The organism is Amycolatopsis sp. cmx-4-83, assembly GCF_046548815.1.
Lineage (GTDB): Bacteria > Actinomycetota > Actinomycetes > Mycobacteriales > Pseudonocardiaceae > Amycolatopsis > Amycolatopsis pretoriensis_A.
On record NZ_JAEBEF010000002.1, the window covers coordinates 680,310 to 699,051 of the forward strand.

Sequence of the window (18,742 nt, forward strand, 5' to 3'; positions counted from 1 at the left end):
GACACGGACGCCGGGTAACGGGTTACTCGCCGGCCGGGATTCAGCACGTTGGAAGATTTCGCGCTCGATCGCGCCCGCGTTGAATGGGCACCGGGGTCGTGAGCGAAGGGGTGGGTGGGCTTGGTGCGAGTCGAGGCGAACCGGCGGGACTTCCTGCGGTGGCTGGCCACGGCGGGCGCGGGTCTGGCCGCCGCCGGGATCGCACCCGCGGTGTTCGCGCGGGAGGCCGCCGCGGCCGGCACCGACGTCGTCGTGGTGACCGGGGCGACCGTCGTCGACGGCACCGACGGCCCGGCCCGCCCGAACTCCGCGGTCGTGCTGGTCGGGGACCGGATCGCCTGGGTCGGCCCGGCCGCCGAAGTGCCGCGCTGGGGCCCCGCCCGGGTGATCGACGGCCGCGGCCGCTGGCTCGTGCCGGGGCTCTGGGACATGCACGCCCACGGCATCGAGATGGAAGAGCTGTGGCCGCCGCTGTTCCTGGCCAACGGCGTCACCGGCATCCGCGAGATGCAGGGTTACGCCGAGAACCGCGCCACCCGCGACAAGATCGTCCGCGGTGAGCTGCTCGGCCCGCGGGTCGTGCTGGCCAGCGCGATCATCGACGGGCCGGTGTCCCTGCTCGGCCCGCCGATCACCCAGGTCGCGAACGCCCAGGAAGCGCGGGCGGCGGTCCGGACCGCCGCGGCGCAGGGCGCGGACTTCGTCAAGGTCTACTTCTACCTGCCGCGCGAGTGCTTCACCGCGATCGCCGACGAGTGCGACCGGCTCGGCCTGACCTTCGCCGGGCACTGGCCGTACCGGATGGGGCAGCTGGAGGCCGCCCGCTACGGGCAGCGCAGCTTCGAGCACTCCTTCGGGCTGCCGATCGCGACCTCGAGCCGGCGCGACGAGTTCCTCGCCCGCCTCGACGCGAAGCCGTTCGACCCGAAGGCCCCGCGCGACTTCTTCAACCTCGCCCGCGAACTCGACCGGCAGGCCGCCCAGGCCTACGACCCGCAAACGGCCGAACGCCACTTCGCCGGGCTCAACGCGCTCGGCAGCTGGCTGACGCCCACGTTCGCGGTCAACCGCGTCATTTCGAAGCCCGCCGACACCTTCGCGCACGACCCGCGGCTCAAGTACGTCTCCCAGGACATCCGCGACTACTGGGCCGACCGGCTCACGCTCTTCACGCCGGTCACGCCGGATCAGGTCGCCCAGCAGGAGGACTACTTCCAGGCGCAGCTGCGGCTGACCGGCGAGGCGTACCGCAACGGCGTCGGGCTCCTCGGCGGGACCGACTGCCAGAACCCGTACGTCTTCCCGGGCTTCAGCCTGCACGACGAGCTCGACCACCTCGTCGAGGCCGGGCTGACGCCGAAACGGGCGCTGCAGACCGTCACCCGCGACGCGGCCGCGTTCCTCGGCCGCTCGGCGAGCGTCGGGACGATCGGCCCCGGCAAGGCCGCCGACCTGGTGCTGCTGGACGCCGACCCGCTCGCCGACATCCGCGCGGTCCGGCGGATCGACACCGTCGTCACCGCCGGCCGCGTGCTCGACCGGGCCGCGCGCGCCCGGCTGCTCGCCGACGCCGAAGCCGCGGCGAACCGGCCGCCCTCGGCGAAGGCCAGGTCAGTGCGGTTGCCGGTGCACGGCTGCTGCTGAGCGCCCGGTAATCTCGGCCGGTCGGAGACCGGGTTCGAGGGGGACGCGTTGACTGGGCGGAAACTGCTGTGGTCCCTCGCGGTGCTCGAGGTCGCCGCGGTCGTCCTGGTCCTCGTCCTGAAGCGGTTCGACGGCCTCGACCTGGAGGTTTACCTGGGCGGCGCCCAGGCGCTGGCCCAGCAGGGCACGCCGTACGACGCCTGGGTGCCGACCACGCACCAGATCCTGCTGCCGTTCACGTACACGCCGTTCGCCGCGGCGGTGTTCCTGCCCGGCACGCTGCTGCCGTTCGCGGTGACGATGAAGCTGGTCAGCATCGCGTCGATCCTCGCGACCGGCGTCGTCGCCTACCTCTACGTCGCGACGCTCAACGGCTCGCTCACCGACGCGTCGAAGGTCAACGGCCGCGCGGTGGCCGCGTTGGTCGCGATCGGCGCGCAGCTCGCCGGCGCCCTGCTGGAGCCGGTGCGCTCGACGCTCGGCTTCGGGCAGATCAACGCGCTGCTCATGGTGCTGGTGGTGCTCGACGTGCTGCTGCCCGGCGAGCGGAAGCGGACGAAGGGCCTGCTGATCGGCGTGGCCGCGGCGATCAAGCTGACGCCGGCCGTCTTCGTCGTCTACTTCCTGTTCCGCCGCGACTTCAAGTCGGCCGCGCGGGTGGTCGGCGGCTTCCTCGCGGCCGGGGCGCTGCTGTGGCTGGTCCGGCCGTCGGCGTCGGTCACGTACTGGACGAAGCTCGTCTTCGACGCGGGCCGCATCGGCGGCGTCGACTACGTCGGCAACCAGTCGCTGCACGGCCTGACCGTGCGCGCCGGCCTGCCGGAGTCCGTGTGGGTGCTGGCCGCGGTGGCCGTGATGGCCCTGGTCGCGGTGATCATCGTGCGGGCCGCCGAGCCGGTGCTCGGGCTCACCGCCTGTGCGCTCGGCGGGCTGCTCGTCTCGCCGATCTCGTGGACCCACCACTGGACGTGGTGCGTGCCGATCCTCGTCCTCGCCGGGTGGTACGCGTGGCGCTTCGACCGGGCGGTCCGGTGGGTTGCGGCCGCGGTCGTCGTCGCGGGAGTGGCGTTGTTCATCGCCGGCCCGATGTGGTTCGCCCCACGGCCGGCGCCGTCCGCGACCTGGTGGCTCGCCACCGAGTCCTACGAACTGTTCGGCCTGCTTCTGCTGGCCCTGGCCGCGTTCGGCGCCCGCCGCCTGAGCACGCAGAAGGGGACCTCCGCCGCCGAAGTGGCGAAGGTCCCCTCCGCGGAACCCCGGGTCAGCTGAGCCGCTCGACCACGTACTCGATGCTCTGCGTGAGCTTCGTGACGTCGTCCGGGTCGATGGCCGGGAACAGGCCGACGCGCAGCTGGTTGCGGCCCAGCTTGCGGTACGGCTCGGTGTCGACGATCCCGTTGGCGCGCAGCACCTTCGCCACCGCGGCGGCGTCGACGTCGTCGCTGAAGTCGACCGTGCCGACGACCTGCGAGCGCAGGTCCGCGTCCTTGACGAACGGCGTGGTGTAGCTGGTCTTCTCGGCCCACTCGTACAGCCGCGACGACGAGTCCTTCGTGCGCGCGGTCGTCCACTCGAGGCCGCCCTGGCCGTTCATCCACTCGATCTGCTCGGCGAGCAGGAACAGCGTGGCCACGGCCGGGGTGTTGTACGTCTGGTCCTTGCGGGAGTTGTCCAGCGCGGTGGTCAGCGACAGGAACTCGGGGATCCAGCGGTCGCCGCCGCCGATCTCGCCGATGCGCTCGACCGCGGCCGGGGAGGCCAGCGCGATCCACAGCCCGCCGTCCGCGGCGAACGACTTCTGCGGCGCGAAGTAGTAGACGTCGAAGTCCTCGGCCTTGACCGGGAGGCCGCCGGCACCGGAGGTGGCGTCGATCGCGACCAGCGCGCCTTCGGAGCCTTCCGGACGGCGAACGGGAACGGCGACACCGGTCGACGTCTCGTTGTGCGCCCAGCCGACCAGGTCCGCGCCGGCTTCGTAGGCGATGTCCGGCGCGCTGCCGGCGTCGGCCTTGACGACGATCGGGTCGGCCAGGAACGGCGCGCCCTTGGTCACGGAGGCGAACTTCGAGGAGAACTCGCCGTAGGTGAAGTGCTGCGAGCGCTCGCGGACCAGGCCGAACGCGGCCGCGTCCCAGAACGCCGTGGTGCCGCCGTTGCCGAGGATCACTTCGTAGCCCTCGGGCAGCGAGAAGAGCTCGGACAGGCCGGCCCGGACGCGCCCGACGAGGGACTTGACCGGCTTCTGCCGGTGCGACGTGCCGAGGTAGGTGGAGCCGGACTCCGCCAGTGCGCTCAGCTGCTCGGCGCGGACCTTCGACGGTCCGCAGCCGAAGCGGCCGTCGGCCGGCTTGAGGTCTGCGGGGATGGTCAACTCAGCGTCGGTCATGTGGCCAGTCTCTCAGGTCGGGATGCAGCAGCTAACACAGGTGGGCAGGTGTCCGACATGTGGAATCGATGAAGCCTCGTTGGTACTTTTTCGCCTGGTTCGCGGTGGTGGCCGCGGTGCACCTCCTCGTCGAGGGGTGGACCGGCACCACCGCCATCGGCCTGCCCGTCGGGTTCGCGGCGACGCTGGCGCTGGTCTTCGTCCGGCGGCTGCCGTGGTGGGTGACCGGCGAGGAACGCCCGAGCCGTCGGGTCCGCTTGCGCCGTCGCTCCCGGGTCCGGTGGCGGCTCGCTGCCCGGACCGCGGCGGTCTGGACGGCCGCCGTCTTCGCCGTCGGCGCCGAAGCGGCGGCCATCGTCTTCGACGGCGGCTGGCTGCCGTTGCTGGTGCCGGTCCCGGGCCTGCTGGTCGTGCTGGGCCTGGCGGGGTGGCGGTCCGAACTCGCCGAGATCGCGCGGTGCCTGAACGGCCGCTGGACGGAGGTCGCCGCCGCGGCGTTCGACGTGCGTCCGGGCGAGCCGGTCGACGGCTGGGCCGTGCTGCCCGGCGACCACCGGATCAAGTTCCACCTGGACTCGGCACCGGCCGACGTCGCCGCCGAGCTGGCGGGCCGGCGCCGGATGTGGCTGGCCGGGTGGCCTTCGGAGCACCTCGTCATCGGCCTTCCGGACGGGGACGGTTACGCCGTCGGCGAGCTCGGCGTCCACCGCCGTGACCGGAAAAACACGGTGCCCGCGGGGCGCTCGGCCCGGTAGGTTGGCCCGCCATGACGACAGTGCAGCAGAGTTTCCCGGTGCCGCCGCAGGTGCTGTGGAACGCGCTCCCCGCCGGGGTCACGGCGATCGGCGGGCAGGGCCCGTTCTACGACGCCCAGCGCGGCTATGTCACCTGCCGCACCGGGATGACCTTCCTCAGCTGGGGTCAGGTCGTCACCGCGATGGTTTCGCCGGCGGCGCAGGGTTCGACGATCACCGTGCAGACCCAGCTGAAGTTCGGGGTGTTCGACTGGGGCGAAGGCAAGCGCATCGCCACCCGGTTCGCCGTGTCCGTCGCCTACGCGGCGGGCACGGCCGCACTGACCTGAGGGCCCCGCTCACCACCGCGCTGGGGGTGTGAGCGGGGCCCGGCCGGTCAGCGCCAGTCCTCGACGCCGCCCGGGACCGGTGCGGCGGGGTCGTAAGGCGTGCGCGTGAAGATGAAGGTCGCCAGGTCGAGGTGGGTGGCCACGCCGTCGGCGCCGCGGCCCACTTCGAGCGTCTCGCCGGAGTAGTAGCCGTCGAGACCGACGTAGGTGTCCTTCCCGGTCGCGCGGAAGCGCGAGCTGCGCCCGGCGCCCTCGACCGGCGCCAGCAGGAGCACGCCCTCGGGCTGCACGCGCAGGTGGTACGGCGTCGGGCCCCAGTGCCAGAGCCCGGTCAGCGCGAGCAGCTCCGGGTCGACGGCGGTGGGCTCCCACTCGACGGGCAGGCGCGGCTCCCGCTCGTCGGTCATCGTGATGAGGTCCAGGCAGAGCTGGGTGATGCCGACGCCGGACGTCGAGTTGGTGAGCACCAGCGCGCCGGTCTGCGCGACCGGGTCGACCAGCGTGACGGCGAGGAAGCCGGGCATCGAGCCGGTGTGCCCGGCCAGCCGCCGGCCGCCGTAGCGCACGAGCATCAGGCCGAGCCCGAACCCGGTCGTCCAGACGTCGGTGTCGTCGACGGTGACCATGGTCCGCATTTCCTCGATGGTCTCCGGCGCCAGCACGCCGCCGCCGTGCCCGCCGAGGAACGCCGTCCAGCGCCCGAGGTCGGTCGCGGTGGACCACAGCTGCCCGGCGGGGGCCATCGCGCCGGCGTCCGGGCTCGGCTCGGGCAGCAGGATGTCGGCGAAGGGGTGCACGGCGAAGCCTTCGGCGTGCGCGCCGGTCGGGTGCGGCGTGGTGCGGGTCATCCCGAGCGGGCCGAGCACCTCCTCGTCGAGCACGGAGAGCCAGCCCTTGCCGCGGTGGCGCGAGACGAGCTCGCCGAGCACGCCGTAGCCGACGTTGGAGTAGTGGAACTTCGCGCCCGGCCGGTGCTTGGTGGCGCCCTCGGCGAGACTGCCGACGAGCGCGTCCCAGTCGGCGCCCGGCGTCCGCTCCCACCAGAGTCCCGGCGACTCGGACGTCAGCCCGGAGGTGTGCGACAGCAGCTGCGCGACGGTGGCGGCGCCGAACGGCGTGCCGGGGACGTGCTTTTCGAGCGGGTCGTTGAGGTCGAGCAGCCCTTCGTCGCGCAGGCGCATGACGGCGGTGGCGACGAGGGTCTTGGTGATCGAGCCCAGCCGGTACTGGGTGTCGGTCCCGGGCCGCGAGCCCCCGACCCGCCCGCGGCCACCGGACCAGACGATTTCGCCGTCCCGCACAACAGCGGCAACCAGCGACGGCGCCCGGCAGGCCGCCTGCTCGTGGGCGATCCGGCGGAGCAGGGCGTGTTCGGTCGACTCAAGCATGAGGGCATTCTGCCGCGCGGCGGCGGGGGAAGCAGGTTCCGGGGTTCAGCCGAGCGGGGTCGCGGTGGCCCGGGCCGGCTGGGCGGGTCGCGGCGCTGGGCGAGGTGCGGCGGGGTGGCGGCGTGCCGAGGTCAGCCCAGCGGGTCGCGGGCTGTGGTGGCGCGGGGCCGGTCCGGTGGGTTCCCACGCATGGCGGGTTGGGGTTGCGGCGCTGGGGCGAGGCTGGGGAAGCAGGTTCCGGGGTTCAGCCGAGCGGGGTCGCGGTGGCCCGGGCCGGTGGGTTCCCCCGCATCGCGGGCCCGGGGTTCAGCCGAGCAGGTTCCTCGACATCGCCGTCGTCACCGCGGCCGTGCGGTCCGACACGCCGAGCTTGCCGAACACCCGCAGCAGGTGCGTCTTCACCGTCGCCTCGCTGATGTGCAGCGCGCGGCCGATGTCGGCGTTCGTGCCGCCCTTCGCGACCAGGTGCAGCACCTCCACTTCGCGCGCCGAAAGCGGTTGCGGCTCCGGGTTGCGCACCCGGTTGACGAGCTTGCCCGCCACCGAAGGCGCCAGCACCGTCTCGCCGCGGGCGGCCGCGCGGATCGCGTTCGCCAGTTCCGTGCGGGACGCGTCCTTCAGCAGGTAGCCGGACGCGCCCGCCTCGACCGCGCGCAGGATGTCGGCGTCCGTTTCGTACGTCGTGAGCACCACGATCCGCCTGGCCGGCTGTTCGCGCAGGATCCGCCGGGTCGCGCCGACGCCGTCGAGGCCCGGCATGCGCAGGTCCATCAGCACGACGTCGGGTTCGGTGACGCGGTCGAGCGCGACGGCTTCGTCGCCGGAGCCCGCTTCGCCGACCACCGTCAGGTCGGGCTCGGCTTCGAGCATGCCGCGGAGGCCTTCGCGGACGACCGGGTGGTCGTCGACCAGCATGACGCGGATCAAGCGGGCACCTCCAAGGTGAGTTCGGTGCCGCTGGGGCCGCTCCGGACGCTCAGTCTGCCACCGACCTGCTCCGCCCGGGAGCGCATGCCCCGCAGGCCGAACCCTTCGGCGCGGTCCGGGTCGAAGCCGGCGCCGTCGTCGCGGACGGACAGCCGGACGGCATCGTCCACAACGGACAGCGTGACCGACACCGCGGACGCCGCCGCGTGCCGCCGGACGTTGTTGAGCGCTTCCTGCGCGCCCCGCAGCAGGACGACCTCGCCGGCCATGGGCAGCGCGGGAAGCGCACTGTCCACTTCGTACCGGACGGACAGCCCCGCCTCGTCCGCCAGCCGGTCGGCCTGCCGCCGGACGGCGTCGACGAGCGAGCCCGACGTGAGGTCGGCCGGGGCCAGCGCGGCGACCATCGCGCGGGCCTCGGTGAGGTTGTCGCGCGCTGTCCGGGTGGCCAGCTCGGCGTGCCGCCGCGCCGCGACCGGGTCGGTGTCCACTTCGGACTCGATGGCCTGGGCGAGGGTGACGATGCTGGTGAACCCCTGGGCGAGGGTGTCGTGGATTTCCCGTGCGAGGCGCTCGCGTTCGGCCGCCGTGCCCGCCTCCCGGGAGAGGCGGGCGACCTCGGCCTGGCTCGCTTCCAGCTGCGCGATCAGGTCCGCCCGCGCCCGGCTTTCCTCGATGACGTGCAGGATGAACTTGCCGGACAGGATCCCGAACACGATCAGGATCGCGGTCATCGGCAGCAGGATGTGCAACGTCGGCCCGGCCAGCCCGTCGTTGAGCACCGCCGACGCCGGGCTCAGCAGGATCGCGAACGTCGTCAGCACCGCGGCCGGCCGGAACTCGAGCGTCGAGAACAGCAGCGGGCACACCATGAACAGGATGAAGCTGGTCGTCGTGTTGGCGAACATCGCGACCGCGACCAGCACCAGGACCACGAGCGCCAGCGCCCACCGCTGCCGGACGTGCCCTTCGTCGCGGACGACCCCGCGGCCCCACAGCAGGTAGGTCAGCGCGAGCGCGGTGAGCGCCCCGACCGCGACGGCGGTGCGCACCGGATCGGCTTCGTCCAGCACCACCAGCACCGTCGTGGCCAGGTACGCCACCGCGAAGAGGATTTCCCAGAGCCAGTTGAACCGGTCCCAGGCGTCCTTCACTTCGCGTCGGTCCACCGGAACGTCAGCCGTGCCAGCACCGCGCCCACCACGCACCAGATCCCCAGCACCAGCGCCACCCGCGGCAGCTCCCATGACCCGGCCATCTCCATCCGCACCGCGGCGTCCGGCAGGAACACCGACCGGAAGCCCTGGCAAATCCACTTGAGGGGGAAGAACGAAGCGATGTCCACCATAACTTTCGGCAGGTTGGTGATCGGCGAGACGAACACCCCCGAGATGAACTGCAGCACCAGGTACAGCATCTGCACGATGGCGACCGCGCCGTTGGTGGACTTGGCGAGCGCGCTGATCGCGATCCCGAGCAGCGTGCAGGAGACGATGCCGAGCGCGAACACCCACAGCAGCGTCAGCCACTTCGCCGGGTCGGACGGCAGTTCGAGCCCGAAGAGCAGCACCGCGACGCCGGCCATCAGCACGGTCTGGGCCAGGCTGGACACCGCGACCAGCACCATCTTGCCGATGAAGTAGGACGCGGGCGGCATCGGCGTGCCGCGCAGGCGCTTGAGCGCGCCGGATTCGCGGTCGCCGGAGACGCCGGTCGCGATGCTGTTGAACGACGTCGAGACGATGCCGGAGCCGATCATCCCGGCCGCGAGCAGCTGCCCGGACGTGACGCCTTCGAGCGCGGTCGGACCGTCCAGGATGGACCCGAGCAGGATCATCAGCACCGCGGGCAGGGAGAAGGTGAAGACCACCTGCTCCTTGTGCCGGAAGAACTGCCGCAGCTCGGTGCCGCCTCGGGCCAGCCCGAGCGTGAGCGGGCCGGGGAGTACGAGCGTGGTCATGCCTTTTCTCCGATCAGGTCCAGGTAGACGTCCTCCAGGCTGGGCCTGGTCACGGTGAGGCCGGCGAGCTCCCTACCCCCAGCAGAGAGCTCGGTCACGAGTTTCGTCGGGTACGCGGTGCGCTCGACGTGCTCACCGCGTTCGTCCACCCACCGCACGGTCGCCTCGGCGGCGGCCCGGCCCCCGAGGTCGCGCGGCGTGTCCTGCGCGACGATCTCGCCGCGCGCGATCACGGCGACGCGGTCGGCGAGCGCCTCGGCCTCGTCGAGGTAGTGGGTGGTGAGCAGGATCGTGGTGCCTTCGACGGCGAGGTCGCTGATCAGCGCCCAGAACTGGCGCCGCGCCTCGGGGTCGAAGCCGGTGGTCGGCTCGTCGAGGAAGAGCAGTTCGGGGCGCCCGACGATGCCGAGCGCGACGTCGACACGACGCCGCTGGCCGCCGGAGAGCGACTTGACCCGGGCGCCCGCCTTCGCGGTGAGCCCGACCTTGTCGATGACCTCGTCGGGGTCGCGCGGGTCCGGGTAGTACTTCGCGAAGTGCCGGACGGTCTCGGCGACGGTCAGCTCGGCGGCGTCGGTCGCGGTCTGCAGGACGACGCCGATGCGGGCCCGCCAGGCGCGGCCGGCCTTGCCGGGGTCCTCCCCGAGCACGGTGACCTCGCCGTCGGTGCGCCGGCGGTGGCCTTCGAGGATCTCGACGGTGGTGGTCTTCCCGGCGCCGTTCGGGCCGAGCAGGGAGAACACCTCGCCCTGGGCGATGTCCAGGTCCAGCCCGGCCACGGCCAGGTGACCGGGGTACTGCTTGCGCAGGCCGCGCACGCTCACTGCTGTGGTCATGGCTCCAGCTTGGCTGCCCGGGGGCTTGATCGTGAGCAACGCTCAGCTGAATCCGGCTGTCCACCGTTCGGTGGACAAGAGTGTCCACCGGACCGCTTGGTTCCACGGGAAACCACGAAAACGCTGTCATGCAAGCAAAAAACCGAACTTCCGGTCACGCGTAACCGCCGCGCGGGTGAACACCGCTGTTGACAGGTTGTCTAACATGACAGAATGTCTCACAAGTGGGTGACCGCCAGCGACGGTGTCCGCCTCTCGGTCCACGTCGACGGCCGCGAAGACGGGCCCACGGTCGTGCTCGTGCACGGCTACCCGGACAACAGCTCGATGTGGGGCGGGGTGGCCGCCTCGCTCGGGGTGAAGCACCGCGTCGTCACCTACGACGTGCGCGGGGCCGGACAGTCGGACAAGCCGTCCGGACGCTCGTCCTACCGGCTGGACCAGCTGGCCGACGACCTGCGCGCGGTCGTCGAAGCGGTGCAGCCGGCCGGCAAGGTGCACCTGGTCGCCCACGACTGGGGCTCGATCCAGACGTGGCACGCCGTCACCGGTGACGGGCTGCGCGGCCGGATCGCGTCCTACACGTCGATCTCCGGGCCGAGCCTCGACCACGCGGGCGCCTGGTTCCGCGCGCAGCTCTCGCGGCCGACGCCGAAGCGACTGAAGAACGCGCTGAGCCAGTTCCTGCACTCGTGGTACATCCTCGCCTTCCAGTTCCCGCTGGTCCCGGACCTGCTGTGGCGGACCGGCCTGCTGGGTAAGCAGATCCAGCGGATGGAACCGGACGCGGCGCCGCCGGAGAAGTCCGACGGCCTGCACGGGCTCGAGCTCTACCGCGCCAACATGTTCACCCGCCTTTCGCGACCGGCCCCGAAGCCCGCCGACGTCCCCGTGCAGGTGCTCGCCCCGACCGGCGACGCCTACGTCACGGCGCCGCTGCAGACCGAGGTCGTCCGCTGGGTGCCGGACCTGCGGATCCGCCGGGTCGTCGGGACGCACTGGGTCACCCGCGCCAAGCCCGAGGTGGTCGCCCGGGCCGCCGCCGAGCTGATCGAGTACGCCGAGACCGGCGCCGAAAGCCGCGCGCTGCGCCAGGCGCGCGTGGGGGCCGGCCGGTTCGAGCACAAGCTGGTCGTCGTCACCGGCGCCGGCAGCGGCATCGGCCGGGCCACCGCGCTCGCCTTCGCCGCCGAGGGCGCCGACGTCGTCATCACCGACATCGATCCCGCCGCAGCCGCGGAAACCCTTAAGCTGCTGGAAGACCACGGCGTCGCCGAGTACACAGTGGACTCTTCGGACGGTCCCGCCGTGCACCGCTTCGCGCAGGACGTCCGGGAGAACCACGGTGTGCCGGACATCGTGGTCAACAACGCCGGCATCGGGATGTCCGGCCCGTTCCTCGACACGACCGTCGAGGACTGGGAGCGCGTCATCGACGTGAACCTGTGGGGCGTGATCCACGGCTGCCGCGCGTTCGCGCCGATGCTCGCCGAGCGCGCGGAAGGCGGTCAGATCGTCAACCTCGCCTCCGCGGCCGCCTACCTGCCGTCGAAGATCCTGACCGCGTACGCCACGACGAAGTCCGCCGTGCTGGCGTTGAGCGTCGGCCTGCGCGCCGAGCTGGCCGCGCACCACATCGGCGTCACGGCGGTGTGCCCCGGCATCGTGAAGACGAACATCACGAACACGACGACGTTCGTCGGGGTGTCCGACGAGGAGCAACGACGGCGTCAGCAGGCCAGCTCGAAGCTTTACGCGCGAAGGGGTTTCGGGCCCGAGGGGGTCGCCAAGGACATCCTGCGGGCCGTCGAGAAGGACACCGCGATCGCACCGTCCACACCGGAGGCGAAGGTGGCCTTGGTCCTTTCGCGGCTGACGCCCGGACTGCTGCGCGCGGCGGCGAAGCTGGACATGACGCCGTGAGCCGCCCGCGGCGGATGTCACCGCAGGCCCGCCGCGACGACCTGATCGGCGCGGCGCTCGACCTGTTCGGGTCACGGGCACCGGAACTGGTCACCGTGGACGACATCGTCGCGCGCGCCGAGGTGTCGCGGCCGCTGTTCTACCGGTACTTCTCCAGCCTGCGCGAACTGCAGGTGCAGGCGTTGCGCACGGTCACCGACGGGCTCATCGACGGACTCGCCGGGCTCGAGGAGGGGCCGCCCGAAACCCGGCTCCGGGCGGCCGTCCGCGGCCTGATCGACGTCGCCGACCACTACCGGGCCGGGTACATCGCGTTGCTGCGCAGCGGTTCGGTGATCGCGACGTCGGACACGGACGCGGCGATCGACGAGGTCCGCAACCGCGCGGTGGCCCTGATCCTGGACGCGCTGTCCGTCACGGACCCCTCGCCGCTGCTCTCCCTGACGCTCCGCTGCTGGACCGCGGTCGTCGAGGGCGCCCTGCTGAGCTGGCTCCAGGAACGCACGATCGCCCGTGAAGACCTCGACACGTGGCTGGTCGCCCAGCTCACGGCGATGCTCGCCGCCACCGCCACCCACGAAGAGGCCGGCACTTTCACGTGAAAGTGATGTGGAGGGCGCGCCTCCGGATCACTTTCACGTGAAAGTGCGCATTGGGGGGTCAGTGTTTGGTGACCAGTTCCCAGCCCTCGACGTCCTCGGGGGTGCGGGGCGCCGGGCCGACGTACTTGGCCGACGGGCGCACCAGACGTCCGGTGCGCTTCTGCTCCAGGATGTGCGCGGCCCAGCCGGCGGTGCGGGCCGAGCTGAACATCGCGGGCATCATGTGCGGCGGGACCTGGGCGAAGTCCAGGATGACCGCGGCCCAGAACTCGACGTTCGTCTCGATCGGGTGATCCGGGCGCCGCTCGCGCAGCTCCTTCAGCGCCGCCTGCTCCAGCGCGGCGGCCGCCTCGTAGCGGGTCGCGCCGAGCTCCTTGCACGTCCGGCGCAGCACCCGCGCCCGCGGGTCCTCGGCGCGGTAGACGCGGTGGCCGAAGCCCATCAGGCGTTCCTTGCGGTCGAGGATGCCCTTGACCAGGCCCGCCGGGTCGCCGGAGCGTTCGACTTCTTCGATCATCGGCAGCACGCGCGCCGGGGCGCCGCCGTGCAGCGGGCCCGACATCGCGCCGATCGCGCCGGACATGGCCGCCGCGACGTCCGCCCCGGTGGAGGCGATGACGCGCGCGGTGAAGGTCGAGGCGTTGAGGCCGTGCTCGGCGGCCGACACCCAGTAGGCGTCGAGCGCCCGGACGTGCGCCGGGTCCGGCTCGCCGCGCCAGCGGATCAGGAACCGCTCGGTGATCGAGTGGGCCTCGTCGACCCGGGCCTGCGGCACGGCAGGCTGGCCGATGCCGCGCGCCGACTGCGCGACGTAGGACAGGGCCATCACCGAGGCGCGGGCCAGCTGCTCACGGGCCTCTTCGTCGGTGATGTCGAGCAGCGGGCGGTAGCCCCAGATCGGCGCGAGCATGGCCAGCGCGGCCTGGACGTCCACCCGGACGTCGCCGGTGTGCACCGGCAGCGGGAAGGGCTCGGCGGGCGGGAGGCCGTGCCCGAACCGGCCGTCGACGAGGAGGCCCCACACGTCCCCGAAGGTCACCTTTCCGGCGAGGTCCTCGATGTCGACGCCGCGGTAGCGCAGCGCACCGCCGTCCCGGTCGGGTTCGGCGATTTCGGTGTGGAAGGCGACGACGCCCTCCAGACCCGGTCGGAAGCCGTCGTCGGGTTGGCCGGACGGCTGTGGCTTGCTGATCGTGGAGGTAGTCACTGTTTCGCGGAACCTTTCGGTGCGCTTTTTTCCCCGTCTTGGTGGTGGTGCACGCGCGGACGGAAATGCGCACGGAACGCGCGCGCCATCGCACGGATGGATAGACCTTGCTCCCTCGATCGCCGGGGGGCAATCGAAAGAAGCGGTGGTTTCGGTCACGATTACGAGAACGATTCAGTCACCGAAGCCGTGCGACCGGAGAATTTTCGCCACGGACTGTGACGAAGTCCAGGTTAAAGGTATGTTTCCGAACCAGGCGACGTCGTGGTCCGGGTGATAGACCTAGCGGATGCACCTCAGTCCGCAGGAGCGCGACAAGCTGCTCGTCCACGTGGCGGCGGACGTCGCGCGGAAGCGGCTGGACCGCGGCGTCCGGCTGAACTACCCCGAGGCGGTCGCGCTGATCACCGACCACGTCCTCGAAGGGGCCCGCGACGGGCGCACGGTCAGCGAGCTGGTCGCGAGCGGCCGGAGCGTGCTCTCGCGGGCGCAGGTGCTCGACGGCGTGCCCGAGATGGTCGACTCCGTGCAGGTCGAGGCCACGTTCCCGGACGGCACCAAGCTCGTCACCGTGCATGACCCGATCGTGTGAATGAGGGGATCCATGCGCCCAGGTGAAATCATTCCCGGCGACGAGCCGGTCGAGCTGAACCCCGGCCGTCCGCGGGTCCGGCTCCTGGTCCGCAACCTCGGCGACCGGCCGGTGCAGGTCGGTTCGCACTACCACTTCGCCGCGGTCAACCCGGGCCTCGAATTCGACCGGGACGCCGCCCGCGGCCACCGGCTCGACGTCCCGGCCGGGACGTCGGTGCGGTTCGAGCCCGGCGTCGAGCGCGAAGTCGACCTCGTGCCGCTCGCCGGCGCGCGCCGTGTTCCGGGCCTGCGGTCCGAATTCGCCGGGGAGTTCTGAAATGCCGCAGATCGACCGCGAGCGCTACGCCGAGCTGTTCGGCCCGACCACCGGCGACCGGATCCGGCTCGCCGACACCGACCTGCTGATCGAGGTCACCGAGGACCGCTCGATGGGCCCCGGCGGCTCCGGCGACGAGGTGCTGTTCGGCGGCGGCAAGGTCATCCGCGAGTCCATGGGCCAGGGGACGGCGACCCGGGCCGAGGGCGCCCCCGACCTGATCATCACCGGCGCGGTCATCCTCGACCACTGGGGTGTCGTCAAGGCCGACGTCGGCGTGCGCGACGGCCGGATCGTCGGCATCGGCAAGGCGGGCAACCCGGACACGATGGACGGCGTCGATCCGGCGCTGGTGATCGGGCCGTCGACGGAAGTCCTGGCCGGCAACGGGAAGATCCTCACCGCGGGCGGCATCGACTGCCACGTCCACTTCATCTGCCCGCAGCTCGTCGACACCGCGCTGGCCGCCGGGCTGACCACGTTGGTCGGTGGCGGCACCGGTCCCAACGAGGGCACGAAGGCCACGACCGTCACGCCCGGCGCGTGGAACCTCGGCCGGATGCTGTCCGCCATGGACGGTTACCCGGTCAACGTCCTGTTGCTGGGCAAGGGGAACACGGTCCGGCACGACGCATTGCGCGAGCAGCTCGCGGCCGGCGCGGGCGGCTTCAAGCTGCACGAGGACTGGGGCACCACCCCGGCCGCCATCGACGCCTGCCTGACCGTGGCCGACGAAGCCGGCGTCCAGGTGGCGATCCACACCGACACGCTCAACGAGGCCGGCTTCCTGGAGTCCACTGTGGACGCCATCGGCGGGCGCTCGATCAACGCGTACCACACCGAAGGTGCCGGTGGCGGCCACGCGCCGGACATCATCGAGGTCGTCTCGCTGCCGAACGTGCTGCCGTCGTCGACCAACCCGACCCGGCCGCACACGGCCAACACCCTCGACGAGCACCTCGACATGCTGGTGGTCTGCCACCACCTCAACCCGTCGGTGCCGGAGGACCTCGCGTTCGCCGAGAGCCGCATCCGGCCGTCGACCATCGCCGCCGAAGACGTGCTGCACGACCTGGGCGCCATTTCGATGATGAGCTCGGATTCGCAGGCGATGGGCCGGATCGGCGAGGTGATCATCCGGACCTGGCAGACGGCGCACGTGATGAAACGCCGTCGCGGCGCCCTGCCCGGCGACGGCGCGGCCGACAACCTGCGCGCACGTCGTTATGTCGCCAAGTACACGATCAACCCGGCCATCGCGCACGGCATGGAGACCGAAATCGGCTCGGTCGAGGTCGGCAAGCTCGCGGACCTCGTGTTGTGGGAGCCGAAGTTCTTCGGCGTCCGCCCGCACGTGGTGCTGAAGGGCGGCTTCCCGGCGTGGGCGGCGATGGGCGACGCGAACGCGTCCATCCCGACGCCGCAGCCGGTCATGGCGCGCCCCATGTTCGGGGCGAACATCGGTGCCGCCTTGAGCCTGCACTTCGTCGCACCGTCCGCTTTGGACAGCGGGTTGCGCGAGAAGTTCGGCATCACGCGTCCGCTCGTCGCCGTCTCGAACATGCGGGCGCGGACGAAGGCGGACATGGTGCTCAACGACGCCACCCCGAACGTCCGCGTCGAGCCGGACAGCTTCGCCGTGCACGTCGACGGCGAGCTGATCGAGCCGCAGCCGGTGACGGAACTGCCGATGGCCCAACGGTACTTCCTCTTCTGATGGACCTTTCGGCGCTGATCCTCGCGGACTCCCGTTTCCCCGGCGGCGGGCACGTTCACAGTGGCGGGATGGAGGAAGTCGTCTCCCGCCGGCTGGTGACGTCCGTGCGTGATCTGCCGGGATTCCTTTCCGGACGGTTGCGGACGGCGGGGTTCCTGGCGGCCGTTTTCGCCGCTGCCTCGGCACATGCGACCGCCGCGGGCGGGAACTGGTCGCTTTTGGACAGTGAGCTGGACGCGCGCACCCCGTCGCTCGCGCAGCGTGAGGCATCGCGGGCGCAGGGCCGCGGTACCGCTCGGGCCGGCCGGATCGCTTGGCCGTCTCCCGTTCTGGACGCGTTGCTGACCGAAACCCCGCGTCCCCACCACCCCATCGTGCTGGGCGCGTTGGTCGGCGTCGCGGGCGGCTCGCCGTACGACGCCGCGATGGCGGCCGCGTACCTGGCGGTGAGCGGTCCGGCGAGCGCGGTCGTGCGGCTGCTGGGTCTGGATCCCTTCGCCGTCAACGCCGTCGTGGCTCGGTTGGACCTCGCCCCGGTTTGTGCGGAAGCGGCGGCCGTGGCCGGGGACGATCCGGCGTCGCTGCCTTCGCCGGGATCGCCGGCGTTGGATCTGTTCGCCGAGGCGCACGCCCGGCACCACCAGGAAGAGGTGCGTCTCTTTGCCAGCTGAAGGTCACGGTCACGGTCACGTCCACGAGGTCAGCTTCGACCCGACGGCCGCCGATCCCGACCACTACGACCCGGCGCCGACGGCCGGCCGCGCGTACCGGATCGGCATCGGCGGCCCGGTGGGTTCGGGCAAGACGGCGCTCACCGCGGCCCTGTGCCGCGCTTTGGGTGACGAGATCAACCTCGCGGTGGTGACGAACGACATCTACACGACCGAGGACGCGGACTTCCTGCGCCGCGCGGGCGTTCTGGACCCGGCGCGCATCGAGGCGGTGCAGACGGGCGCGTGCCCGCACACGGCGATCCGCGACGACATCACGGCGAACCTGGACGCGGTCGAGCGCCTGGAGGAGAAATTCCCGGGCCTGGACCTGGTGATCATCGAAAGCGGCGGCGACAACCTGACGGCGGTGTTCAGCCGCGGCCTGGCCGACAGCCAGATCTTCGTGGTCGACGTGGCGGGCGGCGACAAGGTCCCGCGCAAGGGCGGCCCCGGCGTGACGACGGCGGACCTGCTGGTGATCAACAAGACCGACATCGCGCACCTGGTGGGCGCGGACATGAACGTGATGACGTCGGACGCGCACCGGATGCGCGGCGAGCTGCCGGTCATCACGCAGTCCCTGGTGGACACCCCGGACGCCCCGGCGGTGGCCGGCTGGGTCCGTTCCCTGCTGTGAAGGCCCACGCCCGGCTGACGGCGTGCTTCGACGGCTCGCGAACGGTGCTGCGAGAGCTGCGTTCGATGGCGCCGCTGACGTTGTTCCCTCGCCGCGGCCGCGGTCCGGCGGCGGTGGTCCACCTGGTGAATTCGGCGACGTCCCCGCTCGGTGGCGACGATCTGCTGCTCACCATCCGGGTGGGGCCGGGAGCGTCCCTGCGCTTGTCCGGCGTGGCGGCGACCCTCGCCCTGCCCGGCCTCCACGGCGAGCCGTCGTTGTCCACTGTGGACGTCGTTGTGGAGCCGGGCGGTTCGCTGGAGTACCTCCCGGAGCCGACGGTGATCACGGCCCGGGCCCGGCACACGGCGGTTTTCCGCGCCGAGGTGGCTTCGGACGCCTACCTGCACACGCGGGAGGTGCTGGTGCTCGGCCGGGCGGGGGAGTCCCCGGGTTCGTTGACGACTTCGTCGTCGGTCGTGCGGGGTTCGGTGCCGGTGCTGCGGCAGACGTTGCCGATCGGATCGGCCTTGGACGGCAGCCTGGCGGTGCTGGCGGGCCGCCGGGTCCTGGCAACAGATCTGGAGATCGGCGGCCCGGACCTCCCAGCGGCATCGGGCGAGTGGTGGTCCCGCACCCCGCTGGCCGCGGGCGGCACCCTCACGACGTCCCTGGCCCCCGACGCCGTTACCGCTCTTCGTCCCTTCGCGAGTTCGTAAGAGCTCAGGAGCAGGTCGGTGCCGCCGTTTCCGCAAAAGTGGTAATAGAAATTTTCACAAAGTAGCCGACCCGGTAGGATCTGGCAATCCCTCAGAAGGAGGAGACAACC

Annotated in this window: 19 protein-coding genes; 12 read left to right on the forward strand and 7 right to left on the reverse strand. The window is 71.7% G+C overall.

The features are described 5' to 3' along the window. Positions 1 to 114: 114 nt before the first annotated feature. Positions 115 to 1,644: an amidohydrolase family protein gene (locus tag ACLJQM_RS08325; RefSeq protein WP_410630633.1), complete on the forward strand. Its 1,530-nt coding sequence runs from the start codon at positions 115 to 117 to the stop codon at positions 1,642 to 1,644. A gap of 48 nt (positions 1,645 to 1,692) precedes the next feature. Next, positions 1,693 to 2,913 (forward strand): glycosyltransferase 87 family protein, encoded by a 1,221-nt coding sequence (locus ACLJQM_RS08330; protein WP_410630634.1) that lies wholly within the window; start codon positions 1,693 to 1,695, stop codon positions 2,911 to 2,913. Here the strand turns inward: ACLJQM_RS08330 and serC are convergent. Beyond that, a complete protein-coding gene (serC, locus tag ACLJQM_RS08335; RefSeq protein WP_410630635.1) occupies positions 2,906 to 4,030 on the reverse strand; it encodes a phosphoserine transaminase in 1,125 nt (374 codons plus the stop codon). The genes ACLJQM_RS08330 and serC overlap by 8 nt on opposite strands. A gap of 68 nt (positions 4,031 to 4,098) precedes the next feature. On the opposite strand from serC, the gene ACLJQM_RS08340 reads away from it, so the two are divergent. Further along, positions 4,099 to 4,785 carry a hypothetical protein gene (locus ACLJQM_RS08340; protein ID WP_410630637.1) on the forward strand — a complete coding sequence of 229 codons (687 nt, stop codon included), beginning with the start codon at positions 4,099 to 4,101 and terminating at the stop codon, positions 4,783 to 4,785. A gap of 11 nt (positions 4,786 to 4,796) precedes the next feature. Next, entirely contained in the window at positions 4,797 to 5,114 is a 318-nt protein-coding gene (locus ACLJQM_RS08345; RefSeq protein WP_247017975.1) for a hypothetical protein, read from the forward strand. Positions 5,115 to 5,161: 47 nt separating this feature from the next. Here the strand turns inward: ACLJQM_RS08345 and ACLJQM_RS08350 are convergent, their stop codons facing one another. From ACLJQM_RS08350 to ACLJQM_RS08370, 5 genes are all read right to left on the reverse strand, one after another. Beyond that, entirely contained in the window at positions 5,162 to 6,502 is a 1,341-nt protein-coding gene (locus ACLJQM_RS08350) for a serine hydrolase domain-containing protein (protein ID WP_410630639.1), read from the reverse strand. A gap of 306 nt (positions 6,503 to 6,808) precedes the next feature. Next, positions 6,809 to 7,429: a response regulator transcription factor gene (locus ACLJQM_RS08355; RefSeq protein ID WP_247017979.1), complete on the reverse strand. Its 621-nt coding sequence runs from the start codon at positions 7,427 to 7,429 to the stop codon at positions 6,809 to 6,811. Continuing rightward, the gene (locus ACLJQM_RS08360; protein ID WP_410630807.1) at positions 7,426 to 8,583 is read right to left on the reverse strand and encodes a sensor histidine kinase; all 1,158 of its coding nucleotides are present in this window, start codon (positions 8,581 to 8,583) and stop codon (positions 7,426 to 7,428) included. The genes ACLJQM_RS08355 and ACLJQM_RS08360 overlap by 4 nt, the downstream gene beginning before the upstream one ends. Further along, on the reverse strand, positions 8,580 to 9,389 hold the full coding sequence (locus ACLJQM_RS08365; protein ID WP_410630642.1) for an ABC transporter permease: 810 nt from the start codon (positions 9,387 to 9,389) through the stop codon (positions 8,580 to 8,582). Before ACLJQM_RS08365 ends, ACLJQM_RS08360 begins: the two co-directional genes overlap by 4 nt. Next, complete coding sequence (locus tag ACLJQM_RS08370; protein WP_360779903.1) at positions 9,386 to 10,225, reverse strand: ABC transporter ATP-binding protein; 840 nt, start codon at positions 10,223 to 10,225, stop codon at positions 9,386 to 9,388. Before ACLJQM_RS08370 ends, ACLJQM_RS08365 begins: the two co-directional genes overlap by 4 nt. A 228-nt stretch (positions 10,226 to 10,453) precedes the next feature. On the opposite strand from ACLJQM_RS08370, the gene ACLJQM_RS08375 reads away from it, so the two are divergent. Beyond that, on the forward strand, positions 10,454 to 12,148 hold the full coding sequence (locus ACLJQM_RS08375) for an SDR family oxidoreductase (protein WP_410630808.1): 1,695 nt from the start codon (positions 10,454 to 10,456) through the stop codon (positions 12,146 to 12,148). A 14-nt stretch (positions 12,149 to 12,162) separates the two neighbouring features. Next, a complete protein-coding gene (locus tag ACLJQM_RS08380; RefSeq protein WP_410630809.1) occupies positions 12,163 to 12,750 on the forward strand; it encodes a TetR/AcrR family transcriptional regulator in 588 nt (195 codons plus the stop codon). Between the two features lie 58 nt (positions 12,751 to 12,808). Here the strand turns inward: ACLJQM_RS08380 and ACLJQM_RS08385 are convergent, their stop codons facing one another. Then, positions 12,809 to 13,957: a citrate synthase 2 gene (locus tag ACLJQM_RS08385; RefSeq protein WP_247017984.1), complete on the reverse strand. Its 1,149-nt coding sequence runs from the start codon at positions 13,955 to 13,957 to the stop codon at positions 12,809 to 12,811. Between the two features lie 289 nt (positions 13,958 to 14,246). Here ACLJQM_RS08385 and ACLJQM_RS08390 point away from each other — a divergent pair, with 289 nt between their 5' ends. The 6 genes from ACLJQM_RS08390 to ACLJQM_RS08415 are packed head-to-tail and all read left to right on the forward strand — an operon-like array spanning position 14,247 to position 18,632. After that, positions 14,247 to 14,549, forward strand: coding sequence for an urease subunit gamma (locus tag ACLJQM_RS08390; RefSeq protein WP_155540714.1), 303 nt, complete (start codon positions 14,247 to 14,249; stop codon positions 14,547 to 14,549). Between the two features lie 12 nt (positions 14,550 to 14,561). Next, complete coding sequence (locus ACLJQM_RS08395; RefSeq protein ID WP_247017986.1) at positions 14,562 to 14,867, forward strand: urease subunit beta; 306 nt, start codon at positions 14,562 to 14,564, stop codon at positions 14,865 to 14,867. Position 14,868: 1 nt separating this feature from the next. Then, on the forward strand, positions 14,869 to 16,584 hold the full coding sequence (locus tag ACLJQM_RS08400) for an urease subunit alpha (protein WP_410630644.1): 1,716 nt from the start codon (positions 14,869 to 14,871) through the stop codon (positions 16,582 to 16,584). After that, positions 16,584 to 17,255 carry an urease accessory protein UreF gene (locus tag ACLJQM_RS08405; RefSeq protein WP_410630646.1) on the forward strand — a complete coding sequence of 224 codons (672 nt, stop codon included), beginning with the start codon at positions 16,584 to 16,586 and terminating at the stop codon, positions 17,253 to 17,255. Before ACLJQM_RS08400 ends, ACLJQM_RS08405 begins: the two co-directional genes overlap by 1 nt. Then, positions 17,245 to 17,934, forward strand: a complete 690-nt coding sequence (gene ureG, locus ACLJQM_RS08410) for an urease accessory protein UreG (RefSeq protein ID WP_360779892.1) — start codon at positions 17,245 to 17,247, stop codon at positions 17,932 to 17,934. The genes ACLJQM_RS08405 and ureG overlap by 11 nt, the downstream gene beginning before the upstream one ends. Further along, positions 17,931 to 18,632, forward strand: a complete 702-nt coding sequence (locus tag ACLJQM_RS08415) for an urease accessory protein UreD (protein ID WP_410630648.1) — start codon at positions 17,931 to 17,933, stop codon at positions 18,630 to 18,632. Before ureG ends, ACLJQM_RS08415 begins: the two co-directional genes overlap by 4 nt. Positions 18,633 to 18,742: the final 110 nt, after the last annotated feature.

What these genes read in the sequence shown, in the direction of transcription:
- serC (WP_410630635.1), bottom strand. Translation starts at nt 4,030, where the DNA reads ATGACCGACGCTGAGTTGACCATCCCCGCAGACCTCAAGCCGGCCGAC.
- ACLJQM_RS08340 (WP_410630637.1), top strand. Translation starts at nt 4,099, where the DNA reads ATGAAGCCTCGTTGGTACTTTTTCGCCTGGTTCGCGGTGGTGGCCGCG.
- ACLJQM_RS08345 (WP_247017975.1), top strand. Translation starts at nt 4,797, where the DNA reads ATGACGACAGTGCAGCAGAGTTTCCCGGTGCCGCCGCAGGTGCTGTGG.
- ACLJQM_RS08350 (WP_410630639.1), bottom strand. Translation starts at nt 6,502, where the DNA reads ATGCTTGAGTCGACCGAACACGCCCTGCTCCGCCGGATCGCCCACGAG.
- ACLJQM_RS08365 (WP_410630642.1), bottom strand. Translation starts at nt 9,389, where the DNA reads ATGACCACGCTCGTACTCCCCGGCCCGCTCACGCTCGGGCTGGCCCGA.
- ACLJQM_RS08370 (WP_360779903.1), bottom strand. Translation starts at nt 10,225, where the DNA reads ATGACCACAGCAGTGAGCGTGCGCGGCCTGCGCAAGCAGTACCCCGGT.
- ACLJQM_RS08380 (WP_410630809.1), top strand. Translation starts at nt 12,163, where the DNA reads ATGTCACCGCAGGCCCGCCGCGACGACCTGATCGGCGCGGCGCTCGAC.
- ACLJQM_RS08390 (WP_155540714.1), top strand. Translation starts at nt 14,247, where the DNA reads ATGCACCTCAGTCCGCAGGAGCGCGACAAGCTGCTCGTCCACGTGGCG.
- ACLJQM_RS08395 (WP_247017986.1), top strand. Translation starts at nt 14,562, where the DNA reads ATGCGCCCAGGTGAAATCATTCCCGGCGACGAGCCGGTCGAGCTGAAC.
- ACLJQM_RS08400 (WP_410630644.1), top strand. Translation starts at nt 14,869, where the DNA reads ATGCCGCAGATCGACCGCGAGCGCTACGCCGAGCTGTTCGGCCCGACC.
- ACLJQM_RS08405 (WP_410630646.1), top strand. Translation starts at nt 16,584, where the DNA reads ATGGACCTTTCGGCGCTGATCCTCGCGGACTCCCGTTTCCCCGGCGGC.